The sequence below is a fragment of the Pseudomonas sp. FP597 genome (genome assembly GCF_030687435.1).
Classification (GTDB): domain Bacteria; phylum Pseudomonadota; class Gammaproteobacteria; order Pseudomonadales; family Pseudomonadaceae; genus Aquipseudomonas; species Aquipseudomonas lactucae.
This window is the reverse complement of the sequence record NZ_CP117432.1, coordinates 2734981-2753097: the sequence shown is the minus strand read 5'-3', so window position 1 is coordinate 2753097 and position 18117 is coordinate 2734981. Positions and strand designations below refer to the sequence as shown.

Here is an 18117-nt window from a genome sequence, read left to right as displayed (position 1 = left end):
TTGTTGTTGTTTTTGAATGTTGGGTTTAACCGGCAAAACGATGGCAAGGCTTGCCAGGTATATCGACTTCGATGGCCAGCACGGCACCGTCCAAAGGGTGATTCAAAGGACTGGCCGCGCTGGTGATAAACAGGGTGGTGAGGTCGGGCCCACCGAACACGCAACTGGTGGGGCGGCTGACCGGCAGTTCGATGATGCGATCCACCTCGCCCGCAGGCGTCAGGCGCAGCAGGCAACTGCCGTCCCAGCGCGCGTTCCAGATAAAGCCCTCGGCGTCCATGGCCGAGCCGTCCGGGCCGCCGCGCGCGTGCGGCCCGAACCACACCCGTGGCGGTGCGAGCTGGCCATCGGCGTGGATCGAATACTGATAGAGCGTGCCGTCCAGGCTGTCACCAAAGTGCACCTGGCTGCCCTCCTCGTTCCACAGCAAGGTGTTGGGAATGCCCAGGCCTTGCAGCAACGGCGTGACCTGCGCATCGGCATCGATACGGAACAGGCCGCCGGAGCGCCGGGTAATCGGCAGGTCTTCACCCTGTTCGCCGATGTTGTTCTGCATGGTGCCCAGCCACAGGCGCCCCTGGGCATCGCAGCGTGCTTCATTGCCACGGTTGCCCGGTTGCGGGTCGGCCACGCAGAGCAGGGTCAAGGCTTCGGTCGCCAGGTCCAGCCGATAGACGCCGCTGCTCAGGGTCACCAGTGCATCGCCGCGTTCACACGGGATAAACGCCGAGACATGCTCGGGCAACTGCCAGATGCGCAGTTGCCCGCCCATCAGGCGCAGCGCCTGTGAACCTGCGATGTTGACCCAATACAGCGCCTGGGTCGGCACGTCCCAGAACGGCCCTTCGCCCAATTGTGCACGGTGTGCAGTGACCGCATTCCACGCCATGAAACCTCCGGATTCCTTAGAGCGACTCGCGCGACGGTGAGCCATCCACCAGGCGCTGGATACGCAACGGGTTGGCGTTTTTCAACGCATCGGGCAGCAGGCTGTCCGGGTAGTTCTGGAAGCACACCGGGCGCAGGAAACGGTCGATGGCCAGGGTGCCGACCGAGGTGCCACGGGCATCGGACGTCGCCGGGTACGGGCCGCCGTGCACCATCGAATCGCACACTTCCACGCCGGTCGGGTAGCCGTTGAGCAGGATGCGCCCGACTTTCTGTTCCAGCAGCGGCGTGAGTTCGGCGAACTGTTGAAAGTCCGCCGGCTCGCCAATGATGGTCGCGGTGAGTTGACCGTGCAGGCCGTGCAAGGCGGCGCTGAGTTGGGCCTGGTCGGCGACTTCGACAAACACCGTGGTGGGGCCGAACACTTCTTCCTGCAGCGCTTCATCGCCGTTGATCAGCAAGCTGGCATCGGCCTTGAACAGTTGCGGCTGTGCTTGATTACCGGATTGCGCATTGCCCGCCAAGTGCTGGATGCCGGGGTGGGCCAAGAGTTTTTCCAGGCCCTTGCCGTAGCTGCTCAAGGTACCGGCGTTGAGCATGGTCTGCGCCGGTTGCGCGCCAATCAGCTGCGCCACCTGCTGGGTGAACGCGGTGAATGCCGGCGAGGCGATGCCGATCACCAGGCCTGGGTTAGTGCAGAACTGACCGCAGCCTTGCACCACCGAAGCGGTCAGGTCGCGGGCGACGGTTTCGGCGCGGGCGTGCAGGGCCTGGGGCAACACGATCACCGGGTTGATGCTCGACATCTCGGCAAACACCGGGATCGGCTGCGGGCGTGCCGCCGCCATATCGCACAGGGCGCGACCGCCTCTGAGCGAACCGGTAAAGCCCACTGCCTGGATCGCCGGGTGCTTGACCAGCGCCTCACCGACGCCGCCGCCGAAGATCATATTGAACACGCCCGCCGGCATCTCGGTGGCTTCTGCTGCGCGGATGATCGCACTGGCGACCTGCTCCGCCGTAGCCATATGGCCGCTGTGCGCCTTGAAGACCACCGGGCAACCGGCCGCCAGCGCAGCGGCGGTGTCGCCGCCGGCGGTGGAAAACGCCAGGGGGAAGTTGCTGGCCCCGAACACGGCGACCGGGCCGAGGCCGATGCGGTATTGGCGCAGGTCCGGGCGCGGCAGTGGTTGACGATCCGGCAGCGCCCTGTCGATACGTGCACCGTAGAAATCACCGCGACGCAGCACCGTGGCAAACAAACGCATCTGGCCGCTGGTGCGCCCGCGCTCGCCTTTGATACGCGCGGCGGGCAGTGCGGTTTCGCGGCATACCAGCTCGACGAAGTTGTCGCTCAGCGCATCCAGCTCATCGGCGATGGCGTCCAGGAACTGCGCGCGGCGCGCGGCACTCAGGGCACGATAGGCCGGATAAGCCTGCGCGGCGGCCTGGGCGGCGGCGTCGACTTCCTCTGGGGTGGCCTGGTAGAAATCCTGCGGCAAGGCCTCGCCGGTGGTGGCGTCGACGCTCTGCAGCTTGACGCTGCCGTTGGCGCTGCGCTGGCCGCCGATGAAATTGTGGCCAAGGAACTGGGTCATGCTGATCTCCTTTAAAGGGTGATGACGTTGCCGGGTTCGAATGCCGCATCAGCACTGCCGACGCTGTTGACCAGCGGCGCGCCGAACTCGGCCTGGCTGATCTCGAACACATCGCCCGGTTGGGTACGTATACCGTCGGCAAATGACAAGGTAGCGGTACCGAAGAAGTGGATGTGCACATCGCCCGGCTTGAGGAACTGGCTGTATTTGAAATGGTGGTATTCGAGGTTTTCCAGGCTGTGGCACATATTGGCCTCGCCGCTGAGGAATTCGTTCCGCCAGATTTCCTCGCCGTTGCGCAGGATACGGCTGGTGCCGGCCAGATGCTGGGGCAACTCGCCCACGCGCAGCTCCGGGCCGTAACTGCAGCTGCGCAGCTTGGAATGGGCCAGGTACAGGTAGTTCTTGCGTTCCATCACGTGGTCGGAGAACTCGTTGCCCACCGCGAAACCCAGGCGATAAGGCTTGCGGTCATGGCCGATCACATAGAGGCCGCCGATTTCCGGTTCTTCACCGGCGTCTTCGGCAAACGGCGGCACCGGGAACGCCTGGCCTGGGCGCACCACGATGCTGCCGTCGCCCTTGTAGAACCACTCCGGTTGCACACCGGCCTGGCCGGCGGCGGGTTTGCCGCCCTCCACGCCCCATTTGAAGATGCGCATGGTGTCAGTCATGGCGTTGTCGTCGCCGGCCTGCTGGTGCATCTTGTCCCGCGCCGAGGCGCTGCCCAGATGCGTGAGGCCGGTGCCGCTGATCAGCATATGGGCCGGATCCGGGTGGTCCAGTGGCGGCAGGATTTTCTGCTCGGCCAGCAACGCCGCGTAATCGTGAGCGTCGCCCAGGCCAAGGCTTTGCACCTGCTGCTGCAACTTGATGCCCGCTTCGATGGCGGCCAGCGCCAGTTCGCGCACGCTCTGCGCGCCCAGCACTTCGCGCAGTTGGCTGCCGTCTACGACGCCGACCCGACGCTCGCCATTATTGAGTTCAAACTGCACTAAACGCATGAAGGTTCTCCAAAATTTAAGTACGTGTGGCGCCACGGGCGCTGGCGGCGAACTGGTCGGCCGGCAGCACATGCTTGCGCTCGAGGACGCGATAGACCACGCCGGTCAGCACCAGCCCAAACACCATGACCGCGGACAGGAAGTACAGGCCCGAGGCCAGGTTGCCGGTGTATTCCTTGAGCGCACCGATCACGAACGGACCGATATAACCGCCGAGGTTGCCCACCGAGTTGATCAATGCAATACCCGCCGCCGCACTGGCGCCGGCAAAGAAACGCCCCGGCAAGGTCCAGAACACCGCCGTACAGGAAAACAGCGCGAACGCCGCCAGGCACAGCGCCGCCATTTGCAGCACCGGCGCACTCAGCCAGGCGCTGCAGAACAGGCCGACGGCGCCCAGTACATAGAGTACGGCGAGGTGACCGTAGCGGTCGTTCAAACGGTCGGAACTGCGCGGGATGATCAGCAAACCGATAATGCCGAAGATGTACGGCACGGCGGAGATGAAGCCGGTGGTGAGGTCGCTGCCGCCGAATTGCTTGATCAGGGTCGGCAGCCACAGGCCCAGGCCGTAGATGCTCAGGGTCACCGGCAGGTAGAACAGTGCCAGCAGCAACACGCGCTTGTCTTTGAGCGCATGCAACGGGTTGCCATGACGCGTCTGGCCGTAGGCTTGCAGGTCTTTGTCCAGCTCACCGGTCAACCAGGCTTTTTCGGCGTCGGTCATCCACTTGACCTGCTTCGGACCATCCGGCAGGTAACGCAGCACCGGCCAGGTCAGCAGGATCGCCGGAGTCCCGATCACAATGAACAGCCACTGCCAGCCGTGCAGGCCGAGGATACCGTCCATGCCCAGCAGGCCGCCGGACACGGGACCGGTGATCATCATCGCGATAGGTTGGGAAAGGATAAACAGCCCGAGGATCTTGCCGCGGTGGCGCACCGGGAACCATTGGGTGATGTAGTAGAGCACGCCCGGAAAGAACCCGGCTTCGGCTGCACCGAGCAGAAAGCGCATTACATAGAAACTGTGCGGCCCCTGCACAAAGACCATACCGATGGTGATGGCGCCCCAGGTGATCATGATGCGCGCGAACCAGCGCCGTGCGCCGAAGCGGTCGAGCATCAGGTTGCTGGGAATCTCGAACAGGAAGTAGCCAATGAAGAACAACCCCGCCCCCAGGCCATAGGCCGCATCCCCGATGCCGACGTCGGCGCCCATGTGCAGCTTGGCAAAGCCCACGGCGGAACGGTCCACGTAGGCAATCAAGTACAGCAGGATCAGGAAGGGAATCAGTTTCAGCGTGATGCGCCGGATAAGCCGCAATTCCTCGCTCATGGGGGTCGATCTCCGATTGTTGTTCTTATAGGAATCGGGGGCGCCTCTCGCGGAAATCCGCCAGGGTCGTACCTCAGTTGAGATTGACTATATAGTAGTACTATTTACGAAACAACACTTCCAAATGGAAGAATTTGCGCTTATGTTTAGCCGCAGAGAGAACATATAGTCATACAATAAGAGAATCGATCATGTCTGATAAAAAGCCCGGCCTACGCTCCGCCCAGTGGTTTGGTACCGCCGACAAGAACGGCTTCATGTACCGCAGCTGGATGAAGAACCAGGGCATCGCCGACCATCAGTTCCATGGCAAGCCTATCATTGGCATCTGCAACACCTGGTCAGAACTGACCCCGTGCAACGCGCACTTCCGCCAGATCGCCGAGCACGTCAAGCGTGGCGTGATCGAGGCCGGCGGCTTCCCGGTGGAATTCCCGGTATTCTCCAACGGCGAATCCAACCTGCGCCCCACCGCCATGCTCACCCGTAACCTGGCGAGCATGGACGTGGAAGAAGCCATTCGCGGTAACCCGATCGATGGCGTGGTACTGCTGACCGGCTGCGACAAGACCACCCCGGCCCTGCTGATGGGCGCCGCCAGTTGCGACGTGCCGGCCATCGTGGTCACCGGCGGGCCGATGCTCAACGGCAAGCACAAGGGCCAGGACATCGGCTCGGGGACGGTGGTGTGGCAGCTCAGCGAACAAGTCAAGGCCGGCACCATTACCCTGGATGATTTCCTTGCGGCAGAGGGCGGCATGTCGCGCTCGGCGGGCACCTGCAACACCATGGGCACCGCGTCGACCATGGCCTGCATGGCCGAGGCGCTCGGCACCTCCCTGCCCCACAACGCAGCGATCCCGGCGGTGGACGCGCGGCGTTATGTGCTGGCGCACATGTCCGGCATGCGCGCGGTAGAGATGGTGCGCGAAGACTTGAAGCTGTCGAAGATCCTCACCAAGGAGGCGTTTGAAAACGCGATTCGCGTGAACGCCGCCATCGGTGGTTCGACCAACGCCGTGATCCACTTGAAAGCCATCGCCGGCCGCATTGGCGTGGAATTGGACCTGGACGACTGGACCCGCATCGGCCGCGGCATGCCGACCATCGTCGACCTGCAGCCGTCGGGGCGTTTCCTGATGGAAGAGTTCTACTACGCCGGCGGCCTGCCCGCCGTACTGCGTCGCCTGGGTGAAGCCAACCTGATCCCGCACCCGAACGCCTTGACCGTCAACGGCAAGTCCCTGGGCGAGAACACCAAGGACTCGCCGATCTACGGCCAGGACGAAGTGATCCGCACCCTCGACAACCCGATCCGCGCCGACGGCGGCATTTGCGTGCTGCGCGGCAACCTTGCCCCGCTGGGCGCCGTGCTCAAACCGTCGGCGGCCAGCGCCGAGCTGATGCAGCATCGCGGCCGCGCGGTGGTGTTCGAGAACTTCGACATGTACAAGGCGCGCATCAACGATCCGGAACTGGACGTGGATGCCAACTCGATCCTGGTCATGAAAAACTGCGGGCCCAAGGGTTACCCAGGCATGGCCGAAGTCGGCAACATGGGCCTGCCGGCCAAGCTGCTGGCCCAGGGCGTGACCGATATGGTGCGTATCTCCGATGCGCGCATGAGCGGCACGGCCTATGGCACGGTGGTGTTGCACGTGGCACCGGAAGCCGCGGCGGGCGGACCATTGGCCGCAGTGAAGGAAGGCGACTGGATCGAACTGGACTGCGCCAACGGCCGCTTGCACCTGGACATCCCCGACGCAGAGCTGGCGGCGCGCATGGCTGACCTGGCGCCACCGGAGAAACTGATCGTCGGCGGCTACCGCCAGTTGTACATCGACCATGTGCTGCAGGCCGACCAGGGTTGCGACTTTGACTTCCTGGTAGGGTGCCGTGGGGCTGAAGTCCCCCGTCATTCCCACTAATTGGGATGCTATGATGCCGCGAATTTAAGCCAGAGCATCCCGCCCGTTATGGATCACCAGCCGTCCAAGCCGCGCAAGAGCATGCATGCCCAGATCGTTCAGGACTTGGGCATGCACATCGTTTCCGGTCGCTTCAAGCCTGAAGAAAGGCTGCCCATGGAGGCCACGCTCTGCGAGGAGTACAAGGTCAGCCGTTCGGTGTTGCGCGAAGCCACGCGCGTGCTCAGCGCCAAGGGCCTGGTGTATTCCAAGCCACGGGTGGGTGCGGTGGTGCGGCCGCGTTTGAAGTGGCACCTGCTCGACCCGGATGTGTTGTCCTGGCTGATGCAATCCACGCCCCATAGCGAATTCTTCAATACCCTGGCCGGTGTGCGGCGCATCCTGGAACCGGAAATCGCCGCCATGGCGGCGACCACGGCCACCGATGAAGACATCGCCATCATCGAAAAAGCCTACGCCGGCATGGAAACCGCGAAGACCCACGAAGACCTGTTGCAGGCCGACCTGGACTTCCACCGTGCCATCGCCGACGCCACCCGCAACGATTTGCTCGCGTACATGTGCAACATGCTGTCGCTGCCGCTGCGCGAGTCGATCAACATCACCAACCGTCGTCCGGACATCCAGGGCCTGAGCCTGCCCCGGCACAAGGCGATCCTCACCGCGATCAAGAACCGCGATGCCCTGGGCGCGCGGCATGCGTCGCTGGTGCAGTTGGATGACACGCGGGTGGCGTTGGATACGGTGATGAATGTGTTGACGCCGCTTTAACCTGTGTTGAGCTTCTACACTCAGTTCGGCGAACGCGTCGACATCACGGCTGATTTGACCGGCAGCTCGGAATATTGCGGGTGCTGCTTGACGAAAGTTCGAACGGACTGTTCCTGGCGATCCACCACGCATATGGCAATGCTGGGGTAATCAACGGTGCACGTTCCCAGCGCCAGGATCCCACAGTTTTTCACGCCATAGATCGCTGCCGGGTGAGCCGCGAGCGGGCAACCATAGGTCATTTCACCCACATAATTGATTTGGCCATTGGTGACCGTAAAGCGCAGCGGTTTTGAGTAGGGCCCCATCACGCCACGACGCGAGCCAAGGTCACTGACTTCATACGTACCTCCCGGCAGCCATGCCGAGTAGTAGTCCTTGGGGCCCCAGCCATAGTCTTTGCCGGTATCCACGTTGTGAAAGCTCATCCAGGTTCCGTAGGGCCCACCCTCGATCAGCGCGCCCAGCACAAGACCTGCGTTTTCGGCGGAATAGACTTTTGAGTCCAATGCCATTTCAGGTGGCAATGCCGAGCAGGCACTCGTCAACGCCACGGTTCCAATCACAAACAACTGACCTATTTTGTGCATTCAATCCTCGGTCCATCGAAAAAAAATTAACGTTGTCGGTATGATGCGGCATTTCTCAACATCAGCGTTAAGGATGACCCCTTCCATGAATCATTTTTTTGCAGGCCGTGCGCTCGGCGCGACATGTTTCGCAGTGGTGTTGAGCGGCTGCAGTGTGTCGGGCACTTATCCCGATGCCACCGAACCGGATGCCGCCAAGCTGAGGTTTGCCAGCGACATGAGCAGCGCCACGCTGAGCGTAATGGACGCGCAGCATTGCGACGGACAGACCACCGGCATCCTTAACAACCTGTTCCTGGCCAACACCCGCAGGCGGGCGGACATGTCGATGCCGCCGGCGTCCGAAAAAATGCCTTACCTGGAGATTCGGTTGCCCGCCAATAAAGAGTCGCTCCTGCACCTCAATACCCAAGGCACAGGCTCGGTGTGTGGCATGGCTTTCACCCTCACCCCGCAAAACGGCGCGGAATACGAAGTGACGTTCACCGGCGCAGGCAGCCAGTGCGTGACGACGCTTAAACGCCTGCACTCAGTAAAGGGTCAGGTGGTGCGCTCACCGGTCCCGCTGATCAACAAAGGACTGCCCAGTTGCGTAGGTGCTAACGCGCTGTTCCCCCCACCACCGAAAGGCCTCCCGGCCACCCCGGAGCGTGACGCCCTGGCCGAGCAGATTATCGAGCCGAGCATCATTGCGGAAATGAAACCCCAGGCCAGTCCGCTGGATAACGGCATGCGCGATCACGCAACTGATCTGGTGGTCAACAAGCGCAAGGCCCAGATGAACCTCGATCTGCCGGATGCCTATTGGGCGCAGTATCGTCAGAACGTCGCGAATTACCTGGTCCAGGCTCAGGGCGTAAAGGCCAAGGCGCTTGAACAATACAAGGTTGAATACCGTGCGCGGCTTTCGCGGCTGGACACACCCACGCTAAAAACCCTGGTGCCCGATACCCCGGCAACCGACGTCACCCAGGCATTGGCCTTCAACGGCGCGATGCTGCAGTTCTACCGCAGGCTCAACGAATCGCTGGAAAAGGAAGCAATGGCCGACAACTGGGCACACTTGGCTGAGTTGGACAAACGTTATGGCGTGTGTGAGCGCTACGCGCAGTGCTGGCAGAATTGATAACGGTCAGGGGATGGTGAATGTGCTCACCCCGCTTTAAAGCCAGGTGAAGATCCGTGGGCCTGCTGACAATAACGCCATCCGCCACGACCGTCCCGCAAGCGCTTTAACGCAAGCCGTAGGCGTGAATACCGACATCGTAAAGTTTGCTTTGCTTGGCCCAGAAAACGCGGTCGCTGGCGCCGTCGAAGCCGCGTATGCCGTGGTCACCGCCGTCCAGCGCCAGGCGTCTCCAGGACTGGCCCCAGTTCGTGGAATAAAACACCGCCCCCGACGAGATGTTCGCCTTGCCCCACCAGTACAGCCAGCGCGGCGGGTGGTGTTCGCTGTAGGTGCTGATCATCAGGCTGTTGCGCCCCACCCACAGCTTCTGGGCCACGGTGCTGGCGGCCAACGGCGAGAACACATTGGGCACGTCGCCCAGGGGTTGCCAGGCCAGGGTGGTGGTGTTCATTTCAGCGACCACGGCCTGCCCATCCGGGCCGTGGTCGATCAGGCCGAGCACACGCCCCGCGCCATTGTTGGCAAGGTCGGTGATGTACAGGTCGTCTTCACGCTGGGCAGCGCCCGCCTGCCATTTTCCGTCCACTCGCGTCAGTTCCACGCGCGTGGTGACGCTGACCCCCACATTGCCGCCCCTGTCATCGGGGGCGACACCCCAGAAGCGCTGGGACACCCAGATATAGGCGCGTCGGGCATCCAGTTGCAGCACGTGGGTCACCTGATCGTTGGAATCGTGCCACTGCTTGATATCCGGACGTTTGCCGCTCACGTATTCACCCCCTACCACCAGGGGGTGTGGCGTTGTGATTAACGTACTGTGCAGACCGCCATCGGCGGAGTAATACACCCCGGTCGATACACGGTTGGATTCATCCTCTATCTCATCGGGAAAGCTCCAGGCCCAGACCTCGTCCTTGCTGTAAAAGTACGGATCGAGCAGCATCAGCGCGCACCCTATCGCGGGGAATAACTCGCCGGCCAACAAGGTCCAGGTCTTGCCTTGGTCATCACTGCTGAACACCACCTGGCCATCGGCCCCGTTGGGCCGTTTGAGGTCGGTGAGCAGCAACACGCGCGCACCATCGGCACTGGCCACCAGGGACGCGGCGCCACTGAGCTGGGCCACTGGCTTGAATTGGCCGTCAGCCTCCAGGCGCGACACGATTGTGGTCTGGGGTTTGCTGCGCGAGAAATAGCCGGAATAGGTGTTTTGCTCTTCCGGCGCCTTCGGGGTCTTGCCGTAGAGCTGCTCGGTGAGGTTGACCCGTTCGGCGGACGGTTCGAAGGTGTGATATTCGTCGTCTACCAGCCCCACCAACCATGTGCCTTGGGCCGTCACCACCACGCCGGTGCCCGACTCGCCAAAATCACGTGGCGTCAGGCCCTGCAAGACGCCCACCTCCTGCTGATCCGGGCTGGCGCCGCCGATTTCCAGCTTGGGGCTGGCGATGATCCACATGTACCACAGCGCAGCGCCGACCAGCAGCGCGACGACCAGGCGGGTGATAAGGGTTGAACGAGGCATGGGATATCCATCTCCGGGGAAATGGGCACGTTTTTCTCACCTATTGGAGAAGAGGTAAACGCTTATTTAAGAGAACGCGGGGTTTTCTGCCGGGACTGTGAGGCGGCGTGCAATCGCCCCGGATGATGCACGCCACCAGGCAGCCATTACAGAGAGTACGAGATACCCACCTGCACCGTGCGCGGCGCGCCCGGATACGCGTAGATATTGCCGAAGGCGCCCTCTTCGTATTCACGATTGAACAGGTTCTTCACGTCCAGGTTCAGGCGCACCTGCTCGTTGACCTTGTAGTAGCTGAGCAGGTCGACGACGGTGTAGGCGTCCATCGAAAACGCCGTGTTGGCGGTCTGGCCCGCGCGCTGGTCGACGTACTTGCCGCCGGCACCCAGGCCCAGGCCCTTGAGCGCGCCGTCCTGGAACTCATACACGTTGAGCAGGCTGAAGCTGTTACGCGGGATGTTCAAAAGGCGCGTACCGGAGCGAATGCTGTTGTCCTTGGTGACCTCAGCATCCACGTAGGCATAGCCGCCGATCACACGCCATTCAGGGGTGAGGTTGCCGGCCACGTTCAGGTCAAACCCTCGGCTGCGCACTTCACCCGCCGCGACGCTGAAGGTGTTGACCACCGGATCGGTGGTCAGCACGTTCTTTTTCTCGATCTGATAGATCGCCGCGTCGACGCTCAGTTGGCGATCCAGGGCTTCCCACTTGACCCCCATCTCGTAGGACTTGCCCTTCTCCGGCTCGAAGCCACCGCCTTCGCGGGCGGCACCGGTGTTCGGCTTGAACGAGCGTGCGGCGTCGGCATAGACCGCGACGGTATCGGTAAGGTCATAGATCACGCCCACGCGTGGGGTGACGGCGTTTTCTGCGGTCTGAAAAGGGCTGACGCCGGTCACATAACTTTCGTAGTCATGCTCAAACCGTTCGAAACGCGCGCCGGCCAGGACTTTCAAGCGTTCAGTCAGGGCCACCTGATCCTGCACGAACGCCGCGTAGGTCTTGAGATTTTCCTTGTCATGGGTCGGCGTGCGCGTCAGCGGTGGGCGCGCCTGACCGTAGACAGGGTTGAAGATATCGATCGGGTAAGTCCCCACTGCGGCGCTGGAGCGCTGGATGATCGATTTGTAGTCGTAGTCTTCGTACTCGATGCCGGTCAGCAAGGTGTGCTCGAAACTGCCGGTCGAGAAATGCCCGGTCAGGTTGAGCTGGTAGTCCTTGTCGGTCCATTCCAGCTTGCGGTAGTTGAAGTTGCGTTGCAGCGTACGCCCATCGGCGCCCAGGCTTCCCGGGCCGTTGGCCTCGATGGCGTTGCCTGCCAGCGTCCCATCCAGCCACTGAAATCCACCGCCCAGTGTCCAGTTGTCGTTGAGCATATGCTCGAAACGCAACTGCGCCATGTTGTTGTCGTTGTGCAACTTGCCCGCGTCCTTGTCGCCCCAGAACGTATCGCGCGAAGGGGTGCCGCGCTGGTTGGGGAAGCGTGTCAGGCCGCGATCCAGCGGGTGGTTGTTGCGCATGAAGTCGCCTTCGAAGATCACCTTGGTCGCATCGGTGGCCTGCCAGGCAATCACCGGGGTCACGCCGTAGCGTTCGGTCTCGACATGATCACGGAAGGTATCGCCGCCCTCGCCCACCACGTTGAGGCGATAGGCCAGGCGGCCTTCTTCATCCAGCGGGCCGGAGGCATCCAGGGTGCCGCGTTTCATGCCCTGGTCGTTCAATTGGCTGCCAAGGGTCACGGTCCGCTCGGCCAGCGGTTGCTTGGAGACCACGTTGAAGGTGCCGCCGGGATCGCCACGGCCATAGAGCATGGTCGCCGGGCCACGCAGCACTTCGAGGCGTTCGATGGTGTTGGCGTCCGGCATGTTGGGGTAGCCACGGTTGATCGGGAAACCGTTGCGGTAGAACTCGCCGGTGGTAAAGCCACGTACGGTGAAGGTGGTGAGGCCCTGGCCGCCAAAGTTGTTGGCCCGGCCCACGCCGCCCGCGTAATCGAGGGCATCCTGCAGGCGGGTCGCGCCGATGTCTTCGACCACGTCCTTGGACACCACACTGATGGACTGCGGGGTTTCATGAATCGAGGTATCGGTGCGCGTCGCACTCGCTGAACGTGTGGCGTGATACCCCTTGACCGGCCCCTGCGCCGTCTCATAGTCCGCAGCGCCGGTCACAGTGGTCGCTTGCAATTCGAGACTGGCGTTATCGGTGGGAGCAGCCTCTGCCCAGGTAAAGGGCGAAAACGCCTGGAGCACGCAGAGGGAAATCAGGGTACGACGCATGGATGTTGCACCTAGTGAAAAAGCCAGATGGGGCGGCAAACCTGCCAAGAATTCGCGGCGCATGGTATATCAACGCATTCTTGTTTGACATCTATTCTCATTCGTTATTTTTTGCGTATCCGCTTTGTATCAAAACCGGGCCGAAAAAAAGCCACTCGATTGAGTGGCTTGGAAACTGCCTGGCTTGCCTTAGCGAAACGCCGGGTTAGCCACTATCGGGAGCAAGCGCCCTCTCCACACGTTCAAAGTCGCATCCGAGATGTACCTACGCCTCAGCGATAACGTTCCAGCCAATGCGCGTAAGGCGCCGGCAGGGTCCAGGACGATTTGTCCACGCCCAACTCCTTGGCCGCAAAGTAAGCCCAGTGCGGGTCGGCCAGGTGCGCGCGACCGACCGACACCAGGTCAAGATGACCGGCCTGCAACGCACCTTCCGCCAATTGCGGCGTGCCAAAGCCCCAGGCCGAGGTCACCGGGATACCGGCTTCGCGGCGCACGCGCTCGGCAATCGGCCCCATGAAGGCCGGACCCCATGGGATCTGGGTGTCGGGAATGGTGAAACCGACGCTGACGCTCAGCAAGTCCAGGCCACCGGCCTTGAAGTTACGTGCCAGTTCGATGGACTCGGTGAGGGTCTGCTCGTCGCGGCCATCATATTCAATCACGCCGAAACGCGCGGTCAGCGGCAGGTTTTCCGGCCAGACTTCACGCACGGCGGCCAGGGTTTCCAGGAGGAAACGGCTGCGGTTGTCGAAGCTGCCACCGTAGGCGTCGGTGCGCCGGTTGGAATGCTCGGAGAAGAAGCTCTGGCCCAGGTAACCGTGGGCGAAGTGCAGTTCGATCCATTCAAAACCGGCATCGCGGGCGCGGCGGGCGGCGTCGACGAAGTCCTGTTTGACCCGGGCAATGTCGTCCAGGGTCATGGCGCGCGGTACGGTCGGCAGGTTTGCACCGAAGGCGATGGCCGATGGCGCGATGGTTTCCCAACTGCGCGCGTCGGAGGCCGGGATGTGGTCATCGCCTTCCCAGGGGCGGTTGGCGCTGGCCTTGCGCCCGGCGTGGGCGATCTGGATGCCTGGCACCGAGCCAGCAGCCTTGATGGCCTTGACCATCGGCACGAACGCCTCGGCGTGGGCATCGCTCCAGATACCGGCACAGCCGGGGGTGATACGGCCTTCCGGTGAGACCGCGGTGGCCTCGACCACCAACAGACCGGCACCACCACGGGCCATGCCGGCCAGGTGCACGTGGTGCCAATCGTTGACCATGCCGTCATCGGCCATGTATTGGCACATTGGCGGAATGGCGATGCGATTGCGAAGGGTGACGTCTTTGAGTTTGAACGGTTCGAACAAGGCGGACATCGGGAACTCCAGAAGCAGGTGAATGATTCGATAGTTCGATGGTAATCGAACAATGGTATTCAGCGATACCCCCCTGTTATGATCCGCTCCATGCGAGCCTTCAAACACCCTATCCCTCAAGACCTGACCCTCGAGCGCGTGCTCTACGCCCTGAGCGATCCGGTGCGCCTGGACATCGTCCGCTGCCTGGCCGGCGTGGCTGAAGCCAGCTGCGGCGAACTGGACGGCGGGCGGCCCAAGTCCAGCATGTCCCATCACTTCCGGGTTCTGCGCGATGCCGGCCTGGTGCACACCCGCAGCGTGGGCACCACCCATATGAATTCGTTGCGTCGCGATGAGCTGGAAAGCCGCTTTCCTGGGCTGCTGGCGAGTATTCTGTCCCAGCAGTGATCACCTTTCAGTCCACCAGCGAAATCAACCGCGACTGAATCGACTCCGCCTGCACCTCCAGCACCGCCAGGGTCACTGGTAGCTTGAAGCGCCGCCGACCCGCACTGCCGGGGTTCACATACAGCACCGCGCCGCGCCACTCGATCAGCGGCTTATGCGAGTGACCGGTGATCACAAGGCGGGTCTGCGCATCGAGTAACGCCGGCACATCGGCGATGTCATGCACCACCAACGTCCGCCATCCGTCCACATCTAGCATTAAATGGTCGGGCACCTGCTGTGCCCACGGCGCGTCCTGGTCATTATTGCCCCGCACCACGTGCAGGGGCGCGATCTGTGCCAGTTGATCGAGAATTTCAGGGCTGCCGATATCGCCTGCATGGATGATCTGTTCACATCCCTGCAAGGCCGCCACGGCTTCAGGCCGCAGCAGGCCATGGGTGTCGGAAATCACGCCAATTCTGGACATCGCGGGTCCTATTTTTCGGATGAAGGCACAGCGAGCGATTGCGCTCTGTAGGTTGCGTAAATCTTTTGAACCTCAGGATTATCAAGGCTTTCGTATGTAATCCTTTCCTTATCGAGCCCATCCAAACCTTTTAGACCGCCGATCATTCCTGGCCATTCATCACGATGTGCAATATCGACCACGAAGGGTTGCAGGTAATCATTCAGATGACCTTTAGCTGTAGAGCATTTTTGAAGGTACCCAGCGGTCTCAAAATCGCCGAAGGGATCAAACTTCATGCGCTTAGTTTCTTCTTGGCGCGCCGCTTCTCTTGGAGGTAACTGCCCTGAAGCGCTAGAGTTTTCGATTTACTCGGAACGCCCTTCCTCTTGAGATTGACCAACAACTGCTCGACACCATCCAACTCGACCACATCACCAGCCAGGCTAGTAATCGCAGCAGCCATTCGGCTTATGCCATCCCGCTCAGCGGTAACATGATGAGCCTTGGCCAGGCGGCGCACTTGGCTGGCAACACTGACATCGGCTGTTTTAGTCATTTGAAATCCTTCAAATTGGCTTCCAGAGCATAGCATGGTGCCCTCCGTCAACCTCAACCGAAGCGCACGTCACTTAAACGTTTCAGGTTCACGGCGAACCTTCACCCCACCCCAGCGTCCGAGCTAAGGCACTGTTGCTTACCGCTCGCCGCGAGGTTGTCGCTTGAAAGCCGCCATCATCAAAAAGTACCGTTTGATCATCAAGACCATGGGCTACGTCGGCTGGTCGCTGTTTTGGCTGCTGCTATGGGATATCGCCGTGACGGTGGATTTCATGCTGTTTCTCAACGCCAAGATCAACCTGCCGCTGATGCCGCTCACCTTGCTCGGCTCGGCGCTGATCGTGTTGATCAGTTTTCGCAACAGCAGCGCCTATAACCGCTGGTGGGAGGCCCGCACGCTGTGGGGCGCGATGGTCAACAACTCACGCAGCTTTGCGCGCCAGGTGCTGACGCTGCTGGACGACCCCGGCAGCGAGGTCAACCCGATCAAGTCGACCCTGCTGCGCCGTCACGTGGCCTACGTGAATTGCCTGGCCGCGCACCTCAAGGGCGAGCCGTGTCCGGAGGAAGTTCGCGCCTTTATCCCCACCGACGAATTCGCGCGCAATGGCGCCACCAATAACTTCGCCAACGATATCCTCACCGGTTCGGCCGCGCTGCTGGCCCGGGAATACAAGGCCGGGCACCTGGACAGCATTCGCCTGGCACGGCTGGAGTCGACCCTGGTGGACCTGTCCAACGCCCAGGGCGGCATGGAGCGGATCGCCAACACGCCCCTGCCCTACCCGTACGTGTATTTTCCGCGCCTGTTTATCTCGTTGTTCTGCCTGATCGTACCGGTGGGCCTGGTGGAATCCCTGGGCTGGTTCACGCCGCTGGCGTCGACGGTGGTGGGCTTCATGCTGCTGGCCATCGAACGCATCGGCACCGATCTGCAAAGCCCGTTCCGCTCCAGCGAACACCAGATCCAGATGGAAGCCATCTGCGAAACCATCGAAAAGAACCTTCAATCGATGCGTCGCGACGCCCTGGCCGACGACCAAATCGGCTGATCGCCCCCCAGCGCCCTAAAGTGCGTGCCCTTGCGGTCGATAAACCGAGGGTACGCATGGGCATATCCCCTCATAACAACACATGCGGCGTTCAGCACTAGCGTTTCTCCTTGCCAAAACTACAAATACCCGCAGGTGAAAGTCATGAATATCAAGCAGAAGTTGACCTGGGCGTTCGCGGCAATCGCGTGCGTGCCGGTCATACTCGTGGCCGTGTTGGTAGTGCTGAATCTGCGCGAGGGGGCCCAGGCCAATTTCCTCGACAGCAGCGGTCGCGAAATACGCCAGATCGACAATGGCATGAAGCAGTTTTTCGACGGCATCAGCCAGAACGTGGACTTCGTGGCCAAGGACCCGCGCGTTGTCGCGGCCAAGGACCTCAAGAGTTACGCCGGCGCCGATGCGGCGCAAATCCCGCTGACACCGACCAATAAAGAGCTGCTGGCAATTTTCGACCAGTTCGCCAAAAGCCATCCCACCACCGCCTACCTGTCCCTGGGTCTGAGCGACGGCGGCTACGCCAGTTGGCCGGACGACACCAAACTCAACAATTACGACCCACGCGTGCGCCCCTGGTACAAAGCGGCCATCGCCGCGCCAGGCGCCACCGTGCGTACCGGTGCCTACTACTGGGCTCCGGATGACGTCGTGCTGATCGGCACCGTGCACACCGTCGCTGACGCCACGGGCAACATTCTCGGCGTGGTCGGCCTGGACGTGTCGCTCAAGCAGCTCACCGAACTGGTGCGCAACATCAAGCTGGGCGACAGCGGCTACCTGATGCTGGTGGAAGGCAACGGCAACGTGCTGGTCGACCCCAGCGATGCCAAGCACAACTTCAAACCCCTGGCCGAGCTGGGCCCCAACTACGCCGAACTGGCCAAGCGCGGCGACGGCGTGACCCAGATCGACATCGACGGCGTGGCCTACATGGCCAATGTGGTCAGCTCCAAAGACTTGGGCTGGCGCTTTATCGGCCTGATCAAGCGCGATGAAGTGATGGCCGAAGCGACTCGCCTGACCTGGCTGATCGGTGCCATCGCGGCGGTACTGGCCGTGGTCTTCGCCATCGTCGGCGCCAGCTTCGCCCGCGTCATCGTGCGCCCGATTCGCGGCGTGGCCGACGGCCTGCAAGAGATCGCCGAAGGCGAAGGCGACCTCACGCGCCAACTCAAAGTGCAGGGCAAGGACGAAACCGCCAGCCTGGCGGGCTGGTTCAACCAGTTCCTGAGCATGATCGCGCAGTTG

Annotated in this window: 15 protein-coding genes and 2 pseudogenes; 6 read left to right on the top strand and 11 right to left on the bottom strand. The window is 61.8% G+C overall.

Annotated features, from left to right (window positions below; all coding sequences use genetic code 11):
- Nucleotides 1-25: 25 nt before the first annotated feature.
- From PSH66_RS12860 to PSH66_RS12845, 4 genes are read right to left on the bottom strand one after another with little or no spacing between them, the layout of a single operon-like run.
- A complete protein-coding gene (locus PSH66_RS12860) occupies nucleotides 26-889 on the bottom strand; it encodes an SMP-30/gluconolactonase/LRE family protein (protein WP_305429274.1) in 864 nt (287 codons plus the stop codon).
- Between the two features lie 16 nt (nucleotides 890-905).
- On the bottom strand, nucleotides 906-2486 hold the full coding sequence (locus PSH66_RS12855) for an aldehyde dehydrogenase (NADP(+)) (protein WP_305429272.1): 1581 nt from the start codon (nucleotides 2484-2486) through the stop codon (nucleotides 906-908).
- Between the two features lie 11 nt (nucleotides 2487-2497).
- Nucleotides 2498-3490, bottom strand: coding sequence for an AraD1 family protein (araD1, locus tag PSH66_RS12850; protein WP_003173351.1), 993 nt, complete (start codon nucleotides 3488-3490; stop codon nucleotides 2498-2500).
- A 16-nt stretch (nucleotides 3491-3506) separates the two neighbouring features.
- Nucleotides 3507-4829: an MFS transporter gene (locus PSH66_RS12845; protein WP_305429271.1), complete on the bottom strand. Its 1323-nt coding sequence runs from the start codon at nucleotides 4827-4829 to the stop codon at nucleotides 3507-3509.
- Between the two features lie 191 nt (nucleotides 4830-5020).
- On the opposite strand from PSH66_RS12845, the gene PSH66_RS12840 reads away from it, so the two are divergent.
- A complete protein-coding gene (locus PSH66_RS12840) occupies nucleotides 5021-6757 on the top strand; it encodes an IlvD/Edd family dehydratase (RefSeq protein ID WP_003173349.1) in 1737 nt (578 codons plus the stop codon).
- Between the two features lie 48 nt (nucleotides 6758-6805).
- Nucleotides 6806-7528: a FadR/GntR family transcriptional regulator gene (locus PSH66_RS12835; protein WP_003173348.1), complete on the top strand. Its 723-nt coding sequence runs from the start codon at nucleotides 6806-6808 to the stop codon at nucleotides 7526-7528.
- Between the two features lie 20 nt (nucleotides 7529-7548).
- On the opposite strand, the gene PSH66_RS12830 is transcribed toward PSH66_RS12835, so the two are convergent.
- Nucleotides 7549-8118, bottom strand: coding sequence for a hypothetical protein (locus PSH66_RS12830; protein ID WP_305429270.1), 570 nt, complete (start codon nucleotides 8116-8118; stop codon nucleotides 7549-7551).
- A gap of 85 nt (nucleotides 8119-8203) precedes the next feature.
- On the opposite strand from PSH66_RS12830, the gene PSH66_RS12825 reads away from it, so the two are divergent.
- Entirely contained in the window at nucleotides 8204-9244 is a 1041-nt protein-coding gene (locus tag PSH66_RS12825; RefSeq protein WP_305429269.1) for a hypothetical protein, read from the top strand.
- Nucleotides 9245-9350: 106 nt separating this feature from the next.
- Here PSH66_RS12825 and PSH66_RS12820 read toward each other — a convergent pair whose 3' ends face one another.
- The 3 genes from PSH66_RS12820 to PSH66_RS12810 all read right to left on the bottom strand — a co-directional run bounded on the left by PSH66_RS12820 (nucleotide 9351) and on the right by PSH66_RS12810 (nucleotide 14418).
- On the bottom strand, nucleotides 9351-10772 hold the full coding sequence (locus PSH66_RS12820) for a hypothetical protein (RefSeq protein WP_305429268.1): 1422 nt from the start codon (nucleotides 10770-10772) through the stop codon (nucleotides 9351-9353).
- Between the two features lie 146 nt (nucleotides 10773-10918).
- Nucleotides 10919-13054 carry a TonB-dependent siderophore receptor gene (locus PSH66_RS12815; RefSeq protein WP_305429266.1) on the bottom strand — a complete coding sequence of 712 codons (2136 nt, stop codon included), beginning with the start codon at nucleotides 13052-13054 and terminating at the stop codon, nucleotides 10919-10921.
- Nucleotides 13055-13326: 272 nt separating this feature from the next.
- Complete coding sequence (locus PSH66_RS12810) at nucleotides 13327-14418, bottom strand: NADH:flavin oxidoreductase/NADH oxidase (RefSeq protein WP_305429264.1); 1092 nt, start codon at nucleotides 14416-14418, stop codon at nucleotides 13327-13329.
- A 90-nt stretch (nucleotides 14419-14508) separates the two neighbouring features.
- Between PSH66_RS12810 and PSH66_RS12805 the strand changes: the two genes are divergently transcribed.
- Nucleotides 14509-14808 carry a helix-turn-helix transcriptional regulator gene (locus tag PSH66_RS12805; RefSeq protein ID WP_078824183.1) on the top strand — a complete coding sequence of 100 codons (300 nt, stop codon included), beginning with the start codon at nucleotides 14509-14511 and terminating at the stop codon, nucleotides 14806-14808.
- Nucleotides 14809-14815: 7 nt separating this feature from the next.
- On the opposite strand, the gene PSH66_RS12800 is transcribed toward PSH66_RS12805, so the two are convergent.
- The 3 genes and pseudogenes from PSH66_RS12800 to PSH66_RS12790 all read right to left on the bottom strand — a co-directional run bounded on the left by PSH66_RS12800 (nucleotide 14816) and on the right by PSH66_RS12790 (nucleotide 15815).
- On the bottom strand, nucleotides 14816-15277 hold the full coding sequence (locus PSH66_RS12800; protein ID WP_305429262.1) for a metallophosphoesterase family protein: 462 nt from the start codon (nucleotides 15275-15277) through the stop codon (nucleotides 14816-14818).
- A gap of 8 nt (nucleotides 15278-15285) precedes the next feature.
- A pseudogene (locus PSH66_RS12795) lies at nucleotides 15286-15492 on the bottom strand (cell filamentation protein Fic); the annotation flags it as partial.
- 59 nt (nucleotides 15493-15551) lie between these two features.
- Nucleotides 15552-15815, bottom strand: coding sequence for a hypothetical protein (locus tag PSH66_RS12790; RefSeq protein WP_305429261.1), 264 nt, complete (start codon nucleotides 15813-15815; stop codon nucleotides 15552-15554).
- 163 nt (nucleotides 15816-15978) lie between these two features.
- On the opposite strand from PSH66_RS12790, the gene PSH66_RS12785 reads away from it, so the two are divergent.
- Nucleotides 15979-16869: a bestrophin family protein gene (locus tag PSH66_RS12785; RefSeq protein ID WP_003173339.1), complete on the top strand. Its 891-nt coding sequence runs from the start codon at nucleotides 15979-15981 to the stop codon at nucleotides 16867-16869.
- A 144-nt stretch (nucleotides 16870-17013) separates the two neighbouring features.
- Nucleotides 17014-18045: pseudogene (locus PSH66_RS30150) on the top strand (cache domain-containing protein); the annotation flags it as partial.
- Nucleotides 18046-18117 lie beyond the last annotated feature (72 nt).